Origin of the sequence: Methylomonas fluvii (assembly GCF_014850975.1) — a bacterium.
Lineage (GTDB): Bacteria > Pseudomonadota > Gammaproteobacteria > Methylococcales > Methylomonadaceae > Methylomonas > Methylomonas fluvii.
The window spans coordinates 1,686,537-1,701,515 of record NZ_JACXST010000002.1; the positions used below are offsets into that span (position 1 = coordinate 1,686,537).

Here is a 14,979-nt window from a genome sequence, read left to right on the forward strand (position 1 = left end):
GCGCGTCGTCTCGAAAACAAGGTGAATGCCGAATTATATCGTTGGTTTGCAATTAATCAGAGGTTCCTTCAGGGAATAAATAGCGCCACGGGACTTTAGATATTTCAAAACTCCCTTGAAACTTCTGCCGGCCAGAAAAATATCGCTCTTTGGGAAGCTGATGCGCCATCTTATAATTGATCGATATTTATCTTTTGTATAAATAAGCTCCTGCCTATTAATCAGGTATCCAAGCGCTCCAATAAACTCCAATATTCTATCAAATCATGCGGAAACCGATGCTTTGCGAGAAAAGATTGGCGCATGCCTTCATATTGCGTCAAACAGTCTTGATAGGCCTGGGGCCAATTATTCACCACCCACCTTAATTCATCTTCCCAGCCAGTTTCATGCAATTGAATACAGCATTCAGCAATGCAGGATCGGTCTTGCGTTCCAATCGAAACCGTCGCTCGGCCGCTACGCAACGCGGCAATGATACGCATCAGTGAAAGCCAACGCCAATTGGCACGCTGGGGAATGTTCAACACGACGCGTGCGGACTCATTAAGTCGGTCACGCCCCTTTCTCGGTAAAAAGTTCGAGGTTTGCGCTACCACAAAACGTTCGGCAATCGCCCGTAGCGTTTTATCCCGAAACGCAGTAAGTGCGCCGGAAAAAACGACTTCATGCGTCGGGTTTTGACCCGTCAAATCAACACGCACTAATTCGGGAAACGGAAGCGTTCTGACTGTAAGGCCAGGAAACATGCGCTCAGCCCCGAGTAGCTCTGGCAGATCCCCCAACACAAAAAAAGCCCGGAAATAGGGTACGCAATCCATAAGATTCTTAATTCTTGCAACTTGAGTTGCCGGATGCATGTAATCATTATTGCTCCACAATCGGTCACCATGGATGAACAATTCGTTTCCAAGCAGATCAAGGTGCTCGGTCATGATAACGGCTACTCGCTTACCGGTGCGTTCGCAATAATCGATGAGCGTCCTGCTGGTCATTTCCGAAAAATTCTCGATGACCACATTTAGCGCACTATCCTTTGGGGTTCGCCCCATTGTCACGGAATAACCATGTTGCTGCATTATCAGAAAAAAGAACTCGATCTGATCAGTTACGCCTTGTAAAGGATGGTTATATAACCAAAGGTGAATCAGCCGATTCTTGGAATGTCCGGTCATGACAAACTTCGCTTTACAGCCATTCTTACATCCTCAAGCGAGTCGCCGGTATAGAGCTGGCTATAGCCGTTTGTATTTACGCGATTCATATCAAATGCCCCTTCGGCCTGCATGATTGCAAAAAAAGAATTTCCAACACGGATCAAATTGAAGCCGTAAACCCCCTCTTCAATTAACTCAATATTTTCTTGCGGTACAGTCGATAACTCTTCGACTTTACGCATAATGTCCTTGAGACTGGTTCCTTTGAGGCAAACTTCGTAATCTCCATTGTCTGCACGCACCTTGTTGAATTCTCCTCCATTCATGGAGATGGCATAAAACTGATGATTGCAACGTATGATGTTCAGTCCATTCAAATCTTGTGAAACAAGTTCAATATTGGCTTCGGGCTGAGCAATTTTTTGCTCCGCGACTATTGCACTAAAGAATTGTCTCCATGCTCGATATAAACGCCTTAGCAACTTAAGAACTTTGGATGAGAACGTGTAAACAACAGGAAAAGGCATTAATTTATTGGCTACGACTTCAATAAACCGTTTTGTATTGCGGCGCTCGGCCTCAGTAATTGGGACTCTGAGATAACATCCGCCCAGCCCTTTTATCTGCGTTGAAAACGCGAGAGGGATGCGCAATGACTGCTCGACATACTCGGCGATCGGAGACCAATCATGCAACCCCACCTTTTGATCGCCAGGAGAGGCAATAAAACATCCTCCCATTTCTGTTACGAGCCCTTGACCGGTATTCAATCTCACTACCGGTTGTGGCGGACTCGTGAAAACCCGGCCCCAATCGCTGTCTTCTATTAAAAGATGATGCATCGCTGGAGGCAAATCTGTTGGCCCATTAGACAGGACACTATCTTTAAGAAAACCCTGATATAAACTATATACGTCAGACCAAAAAGCTTCGCTGAATAGGCGCCCAGAAAACTCCTCGCGTGCTTTTCTGCACGCTTTGGCAGACAATGCCTCGTATTTTTTTGGATTTTGGAACAGTTTCTTGATGCGCCTTAAGAGTTGTTCAACAAGGGCGTCTTCCAAATCTGAATTTCGAACATAATGATCAATCATTACTCCACATTCCGGATCCCGTCGCCAATTATTGGCATATACTCCGGATAGGATTATTCCATCCTCCCCATCCACGACATAGCGACTGGTCCCAATGGTATCGGAGACAACCGGCACAGCACCCGCCTCCATAGCCTGCATGATCGAAACCGAATGCAGGGAAGCGCTGGGAAGCAGCAGAAAATGCGCGGAGCACATTAGCTTCTCTAGTTCATATGCCGTCAGATAATCCTCAATCCATATAATGCTATGACCTTCGTGACAGCCCAACCAATCTAAATCAACACCATATTCTCGCAACATTGCATCCGCAGGGCGCCCGCAACGCATAAACAATCGTTTATTATCCAGATCGAGACAAAAGGCTTGCCAAAAACGCAAGACAATATGCCCGCCGCGCAAGAAAAAATTTGCAGGGTTCTGATTGGCCGAATTCACAAACAGGAATCTGGTTGACGATAGAGGGCCTTTGGATAATTGTTTATTTTCTTCCGCCCCCCCCATTAAACCAATGCGCGACAAACGAAGCTTGGCATCGATGATAGGCGACGCAAAAAAACAGCTCAAATCGGTGATCGTCTCCGGTAAATGAGAAAAAATTCCAAGACACAGCGGATTTTCGAATATTCCCTTGTAATACGCGCGGACCTGTTCTTGCGATTCCATGCTACCGGTTCCTTGATGCGCAAATGGAAAAAAAACCGGCGCAAACGATTCGCAATGAAATACAAAAGGGCGACACAAACTCGGAAACGGCGCAGTGTGATGAACTTCAATCTCACCGGGCAATAAACGGGTTAAAGCCTGATTGGCGGGCCAATAATGCACAAAGTAATCCTTCTCGATAGGCGATAAGGAAACGTTTTCCAACTTGACGGCATCTTTCGCAACTTCGGCGAGTAAGGTTTCTCTCAACGCCTCGTCGCCTCCCAAAGACTGCGATAACTCAACGTTATCCCATGCCGCGATATTCAACCAGTCGGGCTTCTCTTCGAACAACGCCCGGTAGAGGGGATGAAAGCCATTCAGCGGAATATAGTGTGTCAGGCTCCAAGGAATTGCGACATTTAGTATCTGTTCGCTCATTTAGGTTTTCTCCGAAACAGACGCGATAGGAAACTCGCATTACGAATGTCGAGCTTATTATTCAAGGCCAAAATTTGTTCTTCTTGTTTTTGTAATTCACCTTGCAAGACCGCGTGCTGTTGAATAATGCTAGTTAACGTATTCTGCAAACCTTTGACCACGGAGTCCTCAATTTGCAGACTCAATGCCTGTAGAGAACCTTCGATTTTTTCTCCGTATAAACGGGCCATATCATAAACGTTCTGTAACTGTTCCGATTGCGTTAGGATCGAACGCGCGCAGTCGTCAAGCTGAGCTTGCAAACCGGCGACATTTCCGTTGATATTATTCGTCAGGCGAACCGCCGTCGAGATACCATCTATATCATCCATCAGAGTGTCGACGTCCCTTGCCATTAGAATAGTGTCCGGAGTGTAAAGGGACAGCAAGGTCTGTAAATTTTGCGCTAAATCAATCACGCCAACGGACTGACGCAAAGCGAAATACCGTCCCTTCCAGGCAACCAAATTGAAGCCTTTGTACGCGTCAAAGAGACAAGGCTCTTCGGATTCCATCCAGTAGGCCAGGGAAACGTTGTTCATCGTGTTGGAATGCAACTCAAGCCCCGCTTGGTTAAGCTGCGCCAATTGCCGATCATAAGCCTCACGGCCAATCAACAATACGGACTTTAATTCGGCAAGCGTCGCCGCCGAAGGCAAGCGCGCAAGTTGCTGAGGCACACATTCGTCCAGAGCAATGACTCCCGCCGAAAGGGGGACGGCATAAAAACGGCTGACATAGCGGACAAGGTTGCAACCCATGAAGTCTTGTTCCACGGTCAAAGGCATCTCGTTGAAGTCCTTGGCCGAATACCGCAACGGACGCGATTGAAATTCAGCCACCCGGCTAGGAATCAACGAGTCTCCCCTTACCGTGTAGCCGAAGCCGGAAAGAACATCAGCGCATCGTTCAGCTAATTCGTCGATCAGGTTTGAGGGCAATTGCGAAAGATAGCCACCAATTCGGCCTTCACGAAAGGTCGCCGAATTCTGGTTGAAAACCTGAGCAGCAATGTCTTTGGTAATACCATCCGCCTGTAGTTTTAACTGTATGGCCCAAATCAATTTAAGTTGAGCGCGTGCCGAACCGCCACCGGCTCGGCCCACCAGTTCCTCGAAAGCAATCGGGATGACATTCGGAAAACTCAGCCATGGCAGAAAACCGCCCACGCGCTGCCGTAAGGAGCCCAACAGCCATTCGTCGTCTACCAATCGGCGCACTCGATGTTCAAAATCCTCACCGGAAAAATAGCCTGCGAAAACCGTTTTACCTTCGCGATGGTAGTAATGCGCCTCAGAGACCAGAATATCCAACGGATGCCGGTAGACAAAGAGTACAGGGGTTTGCGTAACTGGATGGTGCCGATTACCAAATGGCGCTCGGCGCACCGAGTCGATAAAGAAATCGCGGGCAACCGTATGTGAGTTACTGTATTCGATACAATACCAAGTGCCTGGCTTGGGAAAATCAGGTATTTGAATACCAGCAGCATATCCCAACGCTCGAGCAAACTCGTAGGCCAAATGCGTTCCGGCCTTGGGGATAGAAACTATAAACAAGGGTTTGCGACTCATGTGCCAATCACTTTTCGGCGCAAAAATCCGTACCTGTTGCAGATCCAAACATGCCAACAACAGATCCCCAAGTTGCTCGCCGCGAGTTTCCGTAAACAACAACACGCGAGCTTGTTTTAGAACTTCCAGCGGTGGAGTGTCCGCGTGTGCAATAACCGATACACCTTCGTTAGCGGCATCGCGCACGATGGTATCCGCAAGCTCGCCGTGACCCACAAGATAAACAGGCCCGGTTAATGGCGGATTGTTACGCAAGGCTTCTGCAAAGGCTGGCGCAGTCGGTTCGATAAATCTAAGTTCGCTGCCGTTTCCTTTCATTCCTTCACCATCAAAATGAGTTCGGAAAAAGAATCTGCAATTCCCGTAAAAGCAATGCCGGAGAGATTCGGCAAGCTAAAATCGACTGGTCCCAGGGCCTGAGGAACCGCATAATACTTGCCTTGAAAAAGTACAATATTTGTCGTCCCCAGGCTATCCAGCAACAATGGTTCCGAATATTTCTCCCCCATATCAGTTTTGATCGTAGCGGTCATAGCGGATACAAACGAGGCCAGCTCCGCATCATTATTGTAAAGTCTTGATACGACTGGCATTATCGAATCTATCATAGCCGAATCTAAATCGTCATTTTGTACCGCATTGATCCAGATAGAGGCTGCTTCATTGAAAATGCCGCACGCCTCCTCCGCCACATCCGACACTTCCATGACCAAGCTTTCGTCGCGGCACGAGGACCGCTCGATGGCCGTATGGGTTCGCCAAGGATATTGGCGAAAACCAAAACGGGAAAAATCGATGTTGGACTTGTTGAAAGCAAACCCAAACAAATTTTCGTCGCCGTAATCACGAAATACCTCACCCCGTCGAATATAGTCGTCGAGCGTTTGCTGAAATGGCGTATAAGCGCTTTCGTCTAAAGGCGACATGGGGCCGTAACCGTAGCGGACCGCATACGTTTCGATCCCGTGGTCGCGCAAAATATCGAGATGGGTGTTGGTAAGCCAAAGCTTCCAACCGTTGACAATCCCATGCCCGTAGCGAAGATTGTGCTTATGGGCGCCGGTTAGATTCACGTGGTCGAGTTTTGCCCATAAGGCCTGCGCCTGAGGCACGCTTATGTTGCAACCCAATTCGCCCGCAATACCGATAATGGTCTTGACCGGACTATCAATCAAGTCTTCCCAGCGCATCAAATAGTAGTTGTGATCTTGCTGAGTGAATTCTTCAAGGTAAGACTTAAAAGGCGGCAGTAGCGCTTCGAAAAAATTAAGATCGCTAAGCTTGTATAGAGCAAGGCGTTGTCTTAGAAAGTCGTTATCTTCCTGACAGGGAACAAAACGTTGGATATATTCGCTGGCCAGCGCATTGATCGAAAAACAGGCAGATGTTAGCGTTCCCGCGGGATGACGCATTGATGCAAAACGCAAGCCCTTCGGGACATCAAGCGCGCTCAACCAAGCCGCCGGCCCAACGTGCGAATGGACAACCTCGTAATAATTGAGAATCTCGCGGGGATGAGAAGTAATTAATGTGAAATCCCCTCCACCACGCAGGCCGATATACTTTCGAAATCGAGCATCGCGAAACTCGGAATCGGCCAACCATTTAGGTCCTCCGGCCAATTGTCGAAAGTTGTAATTGTAAATGAGATCGTGCGACAAACCGCGGCGGATAAACACGTCTTCTATACGCCGGGAAATCTGGAATCCGGCTGTGTCGCATAGTGCTTTGATGCTAAGCGTACGCCTATCTCGTGCCGGGCCGACAAGTTCGGCAATCACACTGATGAGTAAAGAGAAGCCGCTACGGGGATAACCTACCACCAACGGCCGTGGAGCCACCATTAAATTACCTGCTCATCCGAAATCTCTACGGCCACTAATTCAGGCACGACTTCAAGGTCAACAAAACCGACCGACTGCGGTGTATCCGAAAATTTCAATCGTGCCAATGAGCGCCGCACATCGACAAAACTATCTTGCCCATCAACAAATTCGTTACAACCAAGATTGAGAAAATATTCACCCCCGGCAAGATGCGCTTGCCAATGAAATTTTAACGCCACATAGTCATCAGGTTCGATTTGAACGAGAGGATGTCCCATCATTGCCAGATTGGTACCAAAAACATAAGTTCCTTCAAGCGAAACGATGGCAAAACCAACAGAGAGTTGCACAAACTCGTTACTGACTAATTTGACGATCAGCTCGCAATTGGCATGCGAGGCAATCTCGGGAGGATTCAATTCTCCATTGACCACCAGATCGAAATCGACAATCCGGGCTTTACCGGAGCCCATTCTGGTTTCGTGACGGTTATAGGCTGGTTTTAAGGGGATTTTATCGGTTTTATCCGCCTTTTCCTTTTTGGGAATCTCCGACATTCCCTTGACCATGTCTTTCTTTAGTTTATCGTTGTTCTTCGATATGTTTTGAGCCTCTCCGAACAACAACTTTTGGTAGTGATTGACAGCACCCGCGATCGGGCCTATGTGTACCAACTCTCCCCGATCCAAAACGACACCACGGTTGCAAATCCTTAACAGGGTGTCCGTACTGTGCGAGACAACCAAAATAGTCTTGCCTTGCTCCATGAAGTTTCGGATACGTTGGAAACAACGGTGTTGGAATTTGGAATCACCAACGCTCAGTGCCTCATCAACGACAAGGATTTCAGGGTCTATATGAATCGCCGCCGCAAACGCAACCCGGACAAACATTCCCGAGGAATAAAGCTTTACCGGTTGATCAAAAAATTCGCCGATGTCGGCAAATGCTGCGATATCGTCGATACGCTCCAGCATTTCCTGTTTCGAAAAACCTTGAATGGCGCCATTCAAGATGACATTTTCGCGCCCGGTGAATTCGGGATTGAAACCAGCCCCCAACTCCAGCAGTGCGGAAATTCTGCCGCTGGACTTAACCTCTCCTTCTGTAGCCTGCATCACCGCGCAGATAATCTGCAATAACGTCGATTTACCTGAACCGTTACGTCCCAAAATTCCGACGATTTCCCCGCGATGTACATCGAAACTAATATTCCTCAGCGCCCAAAACTCTTTGTGGTACTGCTTACGGAATGGATGAATAGCCTCGATAAACCGTTCTTTTGGAGAAGAAAACAATCTGAATTTCTTACTAACGTTGCAAACTGATATTGCGGACAACGCCTCCACTAAGCCCCCTCAATTTCAGTTAAATAACGCTTATTAATCACATTATGGTCCATTATTTTTCAAAGCATATCGGCAAACTCGGGCTTGAGCCGCCGAAAAATATAAGCGCCGAAAAATAGAATCGAAATTGTCACACACCAAAAAAAAGCAGTATCAGCTAAATTTGGTAATTTCGGCTCCGGAAATATAAGTAAGCCACGATACCCTTCAACAATATAGTAAATTGGATTATAAGATAATAGCTGGCGATAATTTTCCGGCAACAGCTCCATTGACCATACAATCGGCGTTAACCAAAACAGGACATTCAATATCACAGAAAGGGCTTGCGCTATGTCCCGGTAAAACACTTGTAGCGCGGAAAACAACAAACCCAGCCCGAGTAGCAATGTGGCGTTGCACAACATGAAATAGACCACCAACAAACGCATTGGCGAAAATGCAATGTCATACCAAACTTGCATTCCTATCACAAAGATCATGAAGATCATATGCGGCACAATACCTGCCGTAATGAACACGAAGGGAAGTATCTCGGTCGGAAAAACGGTTTTCTTAATCAGATGAGCGTTACCGGTCACTGATCCGGTAACGGTGATCAAAGTTTCATTGAAATAAAACCAAACCATTAGTCCCGTGATAAACCACATAATGAAGGGCGAACCGGCGGGAGCGGCCGCTTTAAAACCTACCGAGAACACAAAATAAAACACGGCCACCGTAGAGGCTGGCTGGATGATCGACCATAATGCCCCACCCATAGTCCCAACGTATCTGCTTTGCAAATCACGCAAGGCAAGTGCGCCAATTAGTGACCGATACTTCATAATATTACTGACAATATCCAACATAGAATCAAGGCGGAGATTAGATTACCGGGCAAATTAGTTTGGGCGGCGAATTGAACTCAAACTAGCTATTAGCACATTTAAAAAGCGGTAGCAGAACAACAAATCAACACTGTCTTTAACCATTCGAATCATGCGTGATCAACCACTTATAAACCAGCACCAACGAACTGGCGTCTTCGATTTCACCCTCGGCAATCATTTGTAATACCTTGGATCGGTCGAAAAAGCGAAGTTCGCCGTGGCCGAACTCCGGCTCAACCTTGACGGTTGCAACGGTATCAACCGATGCGGCGAACAGCCGAGAGCGCGCCTGGATAACGCCTGCTTCCGGCGACAGTGCACCCATATCCCTCAAACCGCCGGCCAATAGCGCCAACCCCGTCTCTTCCATTAGCTCGCGTTCCGCTGCGGCGGCTGGGCTTTCGCCGGGCTCCCCATGCCCCTTAACCACTTCCCAAGACCAGCGCTGTAAGGGGTGCCTTAACACTCGGATCAAACCAATACCGTGCTTGGCAACCGGAAGTACCGCAACGCCGGCGACAGAGCCCTCGACTAAGCAACGAGGCACGACGCTCAGATAGCGAGGCACTTCGTTGCCGTGAGAATCGACGACTTGATCGGCATAAACCCGAAACAGAGCGTTTTCGAATACCTCTTGTCGACCCAAAAGTTCGATCCGAAAGTTCTGGTCTTTTACGTTATCTTCGTGTTGCATGCCGGCGCTAATGTTTAGTTTGGTGTTAGATCAAACATTGCCGTACATCGAGTTCTTGATCATCGTGAAACCTTTGATCAATTCGGCAATACCAGCATCAAGGCTGACAGAAGTTTTGTAACCAGTTGCCTCAATTTTTGCATTGGAGACGATGTAGTTGCGCTGATCAGGATCTTTACCGACCGGTGCGTCGATAAACACGAAGTCGGGAATCTGTTTTTTGATTGTTTCGCACAATTCTTTTTTAGAAACATTGGCTTCGGAGAGCCCCACATTGTAAATCTGGCCCTTCATCGCGTCATAATTGGCAATCGCATGCTGGAAAGCCCGTGAAACGTCACGCACGTGTACGTAATTGCGTTTGAAATAACCTTCGAACAGCACGACAAAACGGTCGTTGACCGCGCGATAGGTAAAGTCGTTAACCAGCAAATCAACGCGCATCCTTGGCGACATGCCAAATACGGTCGCCAAACGGAAACTGATTGCGTTTTCACGCTGCATCAACTCCTGTTCGATTTTGACCTTTTCAATTGCGTATTGCGAAATCGGACGCAACGGCGATTCCTCGGTACAAAAGTTGTTTTCGTCGCCAGTGCCGTAAGCGCTATTCGTGGTCGGCATCAACACGATTTGATCCTGGGCCAACAACTTCAGCATCAGCGTTATCGCGTCGTGGTTGGTAGTTGTTGCACCGATTGGATCCAGATTGCACAGCGGCGCACCCACCAGCGCAGCCAGCGGAATCACAATATCGGCATTTTTGAGCAATGGCGCGACATTTTTTTCCAAGCGGATGTCACCCTTTACGACAGAGAAATTTGGGTGGTGGCAGACGTGGTTCAAACTGCTTTGCTTGAACATGAAGTTGTCGAGCACCGTAACTTTATGTCCCGCCGCCAGCAAGTCGGGCACCATGGTAGAGCCCAGATAGCCGGCACCGCCGGTCACTAAAATGTTGTAACTCATAACTCTCCTTTCGGTTCGAAAAAATTCATTCGCCAAAGATTGCCGCTTCGACGCACTCGCACAGCGTATGCGCCAGGACTATGTGCAATTCCTGAATAGTGCTGGTCGCAGTTCCCGGAACGACTACTGCATACATCGCAAGTTCGCGCGCTTTGCCGCCATCGCGGCCACAAAATACAATGCTTGGTATCGACATAGCGCGGCATTGCGCCAGCGCTTGCAAGATGTTTGGCGACTGGCCCGACGTACTGATGCCCAAAAAGACGTCGTTGCCGCAGGCTTTACCGGCCAGCTGCCTGGAAAATACGTGTTCGAAGCCGTAGTCGTTGCCGATTGCGGTCAGGATGGAACTATCGACAGTCAGGGCTTCTGCGGGCAAGGCGTCACGTTCCCGCGCCAGTTTACTGACAAACTCCGCCGCCAAATGCTGAGCATCGGCCGCCGAGCCGCCGTTGCCGGCAATGTAGATGCGGCCACCGTTTCGATAACAAGCGATCACAGCTTCCACGGCCGCTCCGAATTCGGTTAACGCGTTAGTGTCGGCCAACAGACTATTTTTGGCCTCAATCGAGGCTTGAACATTAGTTATGAGCCGCGAAACTATATCCACGACGACTCCTGGTTCAACACTTGCGCGGCGCGCGCGTAATCGTCTGGAATGCCAATGTCGATAAAGGTTCCCGGAAACTCGATACCGGTTAAACGCCGACCGGCCGTCAAAGCCGCCGGAAAAATATCGTCTTCGAGAGACCATTTGGCTTTCGGCGTAAATCGTTCTTCCAACAATGCGCTACGGCGCAGGCAATACACGCCGCCGTTCGCCAAACTGCCGATACCGCCCTTACCTGACTGCAAGGACTCGATGCGCCCGTCATCGGATACTTCCAACGCCATATAGCGGCCTTCTTCGTTGGAACGAAACAACGAAAAACAGCAATCCGCATCATTACGCTGTGCGAAATACATTAACTGTTCCAAATCCACAGCAAAGAAAGTATCGCCGTTGAGCAATAGAAAACATTCGCCGGCCGGGATGTTGCGTGCGGCTAATAGCACCCCCCCACCGGTACCCAGAGGGGTTTGTTCGAGCACGTATTCGATCATCGCACCACGGTAATTATCACCGAAGTAATCAATGATCGCATCACACCGGTAGCCAACCGATAGAATGAAACGCTTCACACCCTGGGTACGCCAATACTCAAGTAAAAACTCGAGAAACGGCCGGCCGTTGATTGGAGCCATCGGTTTCGGCAAATCGGGTACAGCGTCACGCAAACGCGTACCCAAGCCGCCTGCCAGAATAATTGCCGTGGTCACGATGTCGCCGTCAAGCCGCGTTGAGCAACGCGCACAGTTCGTCGACTTCGGCAACGCTCAAATCCGGAAAATTACCAATATAGAAGCCGTAGAAATGCACATGCTCGGTCTGCGGAAATTCAAGATGATGGCCTTCAGGCACAATGCCTCTCAAATAAGGTTGGCGTATCTGGTTGCCGCCGCCGGCGCTACCTCGGCGGAATTCAATGCCGGATTCGCGCATTTTTTTCATCACCCGTTGAACCAAATTATCGTCGGCCTCATTGAGGATCAGATTAAAAGCGTAGTTGCTCGACCCCTCAAGTTTAAAATCGGTGCGGTATTTGGACGCGTCAATCTTATCGAGAAAGCGCAGCAAATTTTCGGTACGGCGTTGCACGGTCATATCGAGGCGCTTGAGTTGGCTGCGGCCCATTATGCCGCCGATTTCGGTATTGCGGGTGTTATAGGCCGGATAGGCAAAAATAAAATCCGGGTTGAGCTGCGGATTTTCGTCGATGTAGCGTGCCTTCAAATCATTGTCGGTCGCCTCGCGTACCATGCCGTGCGAACGCAACATGCGCACTTGCTGATAGACCTCGGGGTCGTTGGTGCAAACCATGCCGCCCTCAATGGTGCTCATGTGATGGGCATAGTAATAGGAAAAATTGGAAATCCAGCCGATACCACCGAGCAATTTACCGTTATGGCGGGCGCCGTGCGATTCGCAGACATCTTCGATCAACGGAATGTTGCGGCGTTCGAGTTCCGCGACCAGTTCGTCGGTCAGGCCATCGAAACCTTGGACGTGAGTCAGAAACACGGCGCGGGTTTTGTCGGTGATCTTACTCAGAATTTGTCGAGTATCCATCGCCAGCGTTGCCGGATCGATGTCGGCAAATACCGGGGTAAAGCCGTTCTGCAACACCGATGCAACATCCGATACCCAGGCCAGCGGAGGCACAATGACTTCGCCGCCTTCGGGGTGGCGTATCTTCAACACCGCCATGGTCAGCAGGTTGGCCGATGCACCGGAGTTCAGGAAAACGCTATATTTCACGCCCAGCCACTCCGACCACTCGGCCTCGAACGCGCGCACGTTTGCGCCATGAGTCAAAATCGGATCGTCCTGTTTGAGATGTTCGATCACTGCGTCGAGATCTTCGCGCAGAATGTTGTTACGCATCAGGGGGAATTTCATGTTGTCGAATACCCGGTTAATGAGAAAGTGATTGAATGAAGGCCGCAACGCGCCGTTGTACGGCTTCCGGCCCTATGCCGACTTGTTCGTGCAATTCGGCCCGTGTACCCAGTTCGAAACGGTAGCCGCCATTAACCCCCAGATTGAGCAGTGTCAAGGGCAGTTTACGTCGGGCCAGGAAATCGAATAGCATGGCATCAACCCCACCACGACCACTGAAGCCTTCTTCCAAACTGACCAAGCCTTGATAGCCAGCGAGTTCGTCAGCTAAGCGATCCTCATCGAAACGTGCAATGTCCACCAAATCGATGACACCGACATCGTGCTCCGAGCCTTGCTGAGCCGCCACCCTCAGCGCGGTATGTAACATGTAGCCGGTCGCCAGCAAACATACGCGCTCGCCTCGACGGTGAACGTGAAAACCCAATCGCAAGTCCGGTGCCGTTTGTTCGTAGATTACCGGCAATACCTGGGCGTCAAAGCGCAAATATTTGGGGCCGGTAGCCGATACGCAGCGCTCGAACAATGCTCCCGCGGTTACATGGTCAGCGGGTGAAAACACCTGAAAATTTGGCATCGCGCGCATAAGGGTCAAATCTTCGTAGCACTGGTGCGTCGGCCCGGAAACCACGTAACTATACCCGGCGCCGACGCCGATCAGGTTAACGTTAATCGGCCGTACCTCCGAAAGCAACGCCAAGCTGACACGAATCTGTTCGTAGCAGCGCATGGTTATGAACGGCGCGATCGCGTAAGCAAACACGGTAAACCCTTCGAGCGCCAGACCGGCAGACACGTTGATCAAATTTTGCTCGGCGATGCCAACGTTGACAAAACGGGAAGGGAAATCGGCGCGTATTTTATCCAGTATTGGCGAACCAAAATCCGCACTGACGAAAAATATTTTTGCATCCTGCCCCATCGCTTGCCAAATCCGATCAAGCAGAACGTCGCGCATCGGTAGCGGCTTGGTCGTCATGGCAATTGCTCCAGTAGACTGTCAATTAATTCCGGTTTGGGATTAAGAATGTGCGACAAAGGCGCATTCTCCAAACCCGGCACACCGCGACCTTTCAAGGTTTTGGCGATCAGCGCTTTCGGCTTACCAGCAGCCGTCGCCTTCATCTCCAACAAACCAGCCTGCACAGCCAGCACATCGTGACCATCGACTCGCCGACAATCCCAGCCAAACGCGGTTAAACGCTCGCTTAGCGAATGGTGGCTGACGATGTCATCGGTATAGCCGAGCATGCTGATACCGTTGTCGTCAATGACGAGATTCAGATTGTCGAGCCTGTGCTGGGAGGCAAACATCGCTGCCTCCCAATTGGCTCCTTCGTGCAATTCGCCGTCGCCCGACACAACGAACACTTGACGGTCACTGTCGAGCCGCTTCAAGCCCAGAGCCATACCGGTGGCTACGCCTAGGCCATGGCCGAGCGAACCGTTGACAGTCTCATAACCGGGAATCACCGGATCGGGAATACCACCCAAAAAACCGCCGCTATGGCAAACCCTCAACAACTCATCTTTCGAAAAAAAACCGAGATCGGCCAAAATAGGATACATACAAATTGAACCGTGGCCCTTGCTGATCACGCAACGGTCACGATGCGCCGCCAATGGCTGAGAGGCATCGAAACGCAATACGCCTCCGTAATACAGCGCGACGAAAATTTCAACAGCTGATAGCGACGACGCCAGCCGAGTCTCGGGCGCGCGACGGTGGATCGCTAGCGTCTCTCTCCAGACCCAATGGGCCTTGGCGCGTAAATCAAGGGTTTCGGAATTCAAAGCAGCGCCTCCGTTTCGGCGTTGG

13 protein-coding genes are annotated in these 14,979 nt (G+C 49.7%); all 13 read right to left on the reverse strand.

Features of this window, described 5'->3' with window-relative positions:
• Positions 1 to 221 precede the first annotated feature (221 nt).
• The 13 genes from EBB_RS17230 to EBB_RS17290 all read right to left on the reverse strand — a co-directional run bounded on the left by EBB_RS17230 (position 222) and on the right by EBB_RS17290 (position 14,954).
• Entirely contained in the window at positions 222 to 1,175 is a 954-nt protein-coding gene (locus EBB_RS17230) for a hypothetical protein (RefSeq protein WP_192394927.1), read from the reverse strand.
• Complete coding sequence (locus EBB_RS17235) at positions 1,172 to 3,337, reverse strand: glycosyltransferase (protein ID WP_192394928.1); 2,166 nt, start codon at positions 3,335 to 3,337, stop codon at positions 1,172 to 1,174. The genes EBB_RS17230 and EBB_RS17235 overlap by 4 nt, the downstream gene beginning before the upstream one ends.
• Positions 3,334 to 5,268 carry a hypothetical protein gene (locus EBB_RS17240; RefSeq protein ID WP_195880886.1) on the reverse strand — a complete coding sequence of 645 codons (1,935 nt, stop codon included), beginning with the start codon at positions 5,266 to 5,268 and terminating at the stop codon, positions 3,334 to 3,336. The genes EBB_RS17235 and EBB_RS17240 overlap by 4 nt, the downstream gene beginning before the upstream one ends.
• Positions 5,265 to 6,794: a hypothetical protein gene (locus EBB_RS17245; protein ID WP_195880887.1), complete on the reverse strand. Its 1,530-nt coding sequence runs from the start codon at positions 6,792 to 6,794 to the stop codon at positions 5,265 to 5,267. The genes EBB_RS17240 and EBB_RS17245 overlap by 4 nt, the downstream gene beginning before the upstream one ends.
• Positions 6,794 to 8,074 (reverse strand): ABC transporter ATP-binding protein, encoded by a 1,281-nt coding sequence (locus EBB_RS17250; RefSeq protein WP_192394931.1) that lies wholly within the window; start codon positions 8,072 to 8,074, stop codon positions 6,794 to 6,796. The genes EBB_RS17245 and EBB_RS17250 overlap by 1 nt, the downstream gene beginning before the upstream one ends.
• A 110-nt stretch (positions 8,075 to 8,184) precedes the next feature.
• Entirely contained in the window at positions 8,185 to 8,976 is a 792-nt protein-coding gene (locus tag EBB_RS17255) for an ABC transporter permease (RefSeq protein ID WP_192394932.1), read from the reverse strand.
• Positions 8,977 to 9,091: 115 nt separating this feature from the next.
• Positions 9,092 to 9,691 carry an NUDIX hydrolase gene (locus tag EBB_RS17260; RefSeq protein ID WP_192394933.1) on the reverse strand — a complete coding sequence of 200 codons (600 nt, stop codon included), beginning with the start codon at positions 9,689 to 9,691 and terminating at the stop codon, positions 9,092 to 9,094.
• A gap of 30 nt (positions 9,692 to 9,721) precedes the next feature.
• Positions 9,722 to 10,660: an NAD-dependent epimerase/dehydratase family protein gene (locus tag EBB_RS17265; RefSeq protein WP_192394934.1), complete on the reverse strand. Its 939-nt coding sequence runs from the start codon at positions 10,658 to 10,660 to the stop codon at positions 9,722 to 9,724.
• Between the two features lie 25 nt (positions 10,661 to 10,685).
• Positions 10,686 to 11,270, reverse strand: a complete 585-nt coding sequence (locus EBB_RS17270; protein WP_192394935.1) for a D-sedoheptulose-7-phosphate isomerase — start codon at positions 11,268 to 11,270, stop codon at positions 10,686 to 10,688.
• Complete coding sequence (locus EBB_RS17275) at positions 11,261 to 11,980, reverse strand: nucleotidyltransferase family protein (protein ID WP_223146843.1); 720 nt, start codon at positions 11,978 to 11,980, stop codon at positions 11,261 to 11,263. The genes EBB_RS17270 and EBB_RS17275 overlap by 10 nt, the downstream gene beginning before the upstream one ends.
• A 10-nt stretch (positions 11,981 to 11,990) precedes the next feature.
• The gene (locus EBB_RS17280) at positions 11,991 to 13,160 is read right to left on the reverse strand and encodes a DegT/DnrJ/EryC1/StrS family aminotransferase (protein ID WP_223146844.1); all 1,170 of its coding nucleotides are present in this window, start codon (positions 13,158 to 13,160) and stop codon (positions 11,991 to 11,993) included.
• A gap of 16 nt (positions 13,161 to 13,176) precedes the next feature.
• Positions 13,177 to 14,139, reverse strand: coding sequence for a transketolase family protein (locus EBB_RS17285; protein WP_192394936.1), 963 nt, complete (start codon positions 14,137 to 14,139; stop codon positions 13,177 to 13,179).
• Positions 14,136 to 14,954, reverse strand: a complete 819-nt coding sequence (locus EBB_RS17290) for a transketolase (protein ID WP_192394937.1) — start codon at positions 14,952 to 14,954, stop codon at positions 14,136 to 14,138. Before EBB_RS17290 ends, EBB_RS17285 begins: the two co-directional genes overlap by 4 nt.
• Between the last annotated feature and the right edge of the window lie 25 nt (positions 14,955 to 14,979).

Bases quoted from the DNA above. Each gene is read 5' to 3' on its own strand.
- EBB_RS17230 (WP_192394927.1), bottom strand. From the start codon at position 1,175: ATGACCGGACATTCCAAGAATCGGCTGATTCACCTTTGGTTATATAAC.
- EBB_RS17235 (WP_192394928.1), bottom strand. From the start codon at position 3,337: ATGAGCGAACAGATACTAAATGTCGCAATTCCTTGGAGCCTGACACAC.
- EBB_RS17265 (WP_192394934.1), bottom strand. From the start codon at position 10,660: ATGAGTTACAACATTTTAGTGACCGGCGGTGCCGGCTATCTGGGCTCT.
- EBB_RS17260 (WP_192394933.1), bottom strand. From the start codon at position 9,691: ATGCAACACGAAGATAACGTAAAAGACCAGAACTTTCGGATCGAACTT.
- EBB_RS17245 (WP_195880887.1), bottom strand. From the start codon at position 6,794: ATGGTGGCTCCACGGCCGTTGGTGGTAGGTTATCCCCGTAGCGGCTTC.
- EBB_RS17255 (WP_192394932.1), bottom strand. From the start codon at position 8,976: ATGTTGGATATTGTCAGTAATATTATGAAGTATCGGTCACTAATTGGC.
- EBB_RS17280 (WP_223146844.1), bottom strand. From the start codon at position 13,160: ATGAAATTCCCCCTGATGCGTAACAACATTCTGCGCGAAGATCTCGAC.
- EBB_RS17240 (WP_195880886.1), bottom strand. From the start codon at position 5,268: ATGAAAGGAAACGGCAGCGAACTTAGATTTATCGAACCGACTGCGCCA.
- EBB_RS17285 (WP_192394936.1), bottom strand. From the start codon at position 14,139: ATGACGACCAAGCCGCTACCGATGCGCGACGTTCTGCTTGATCGGATT.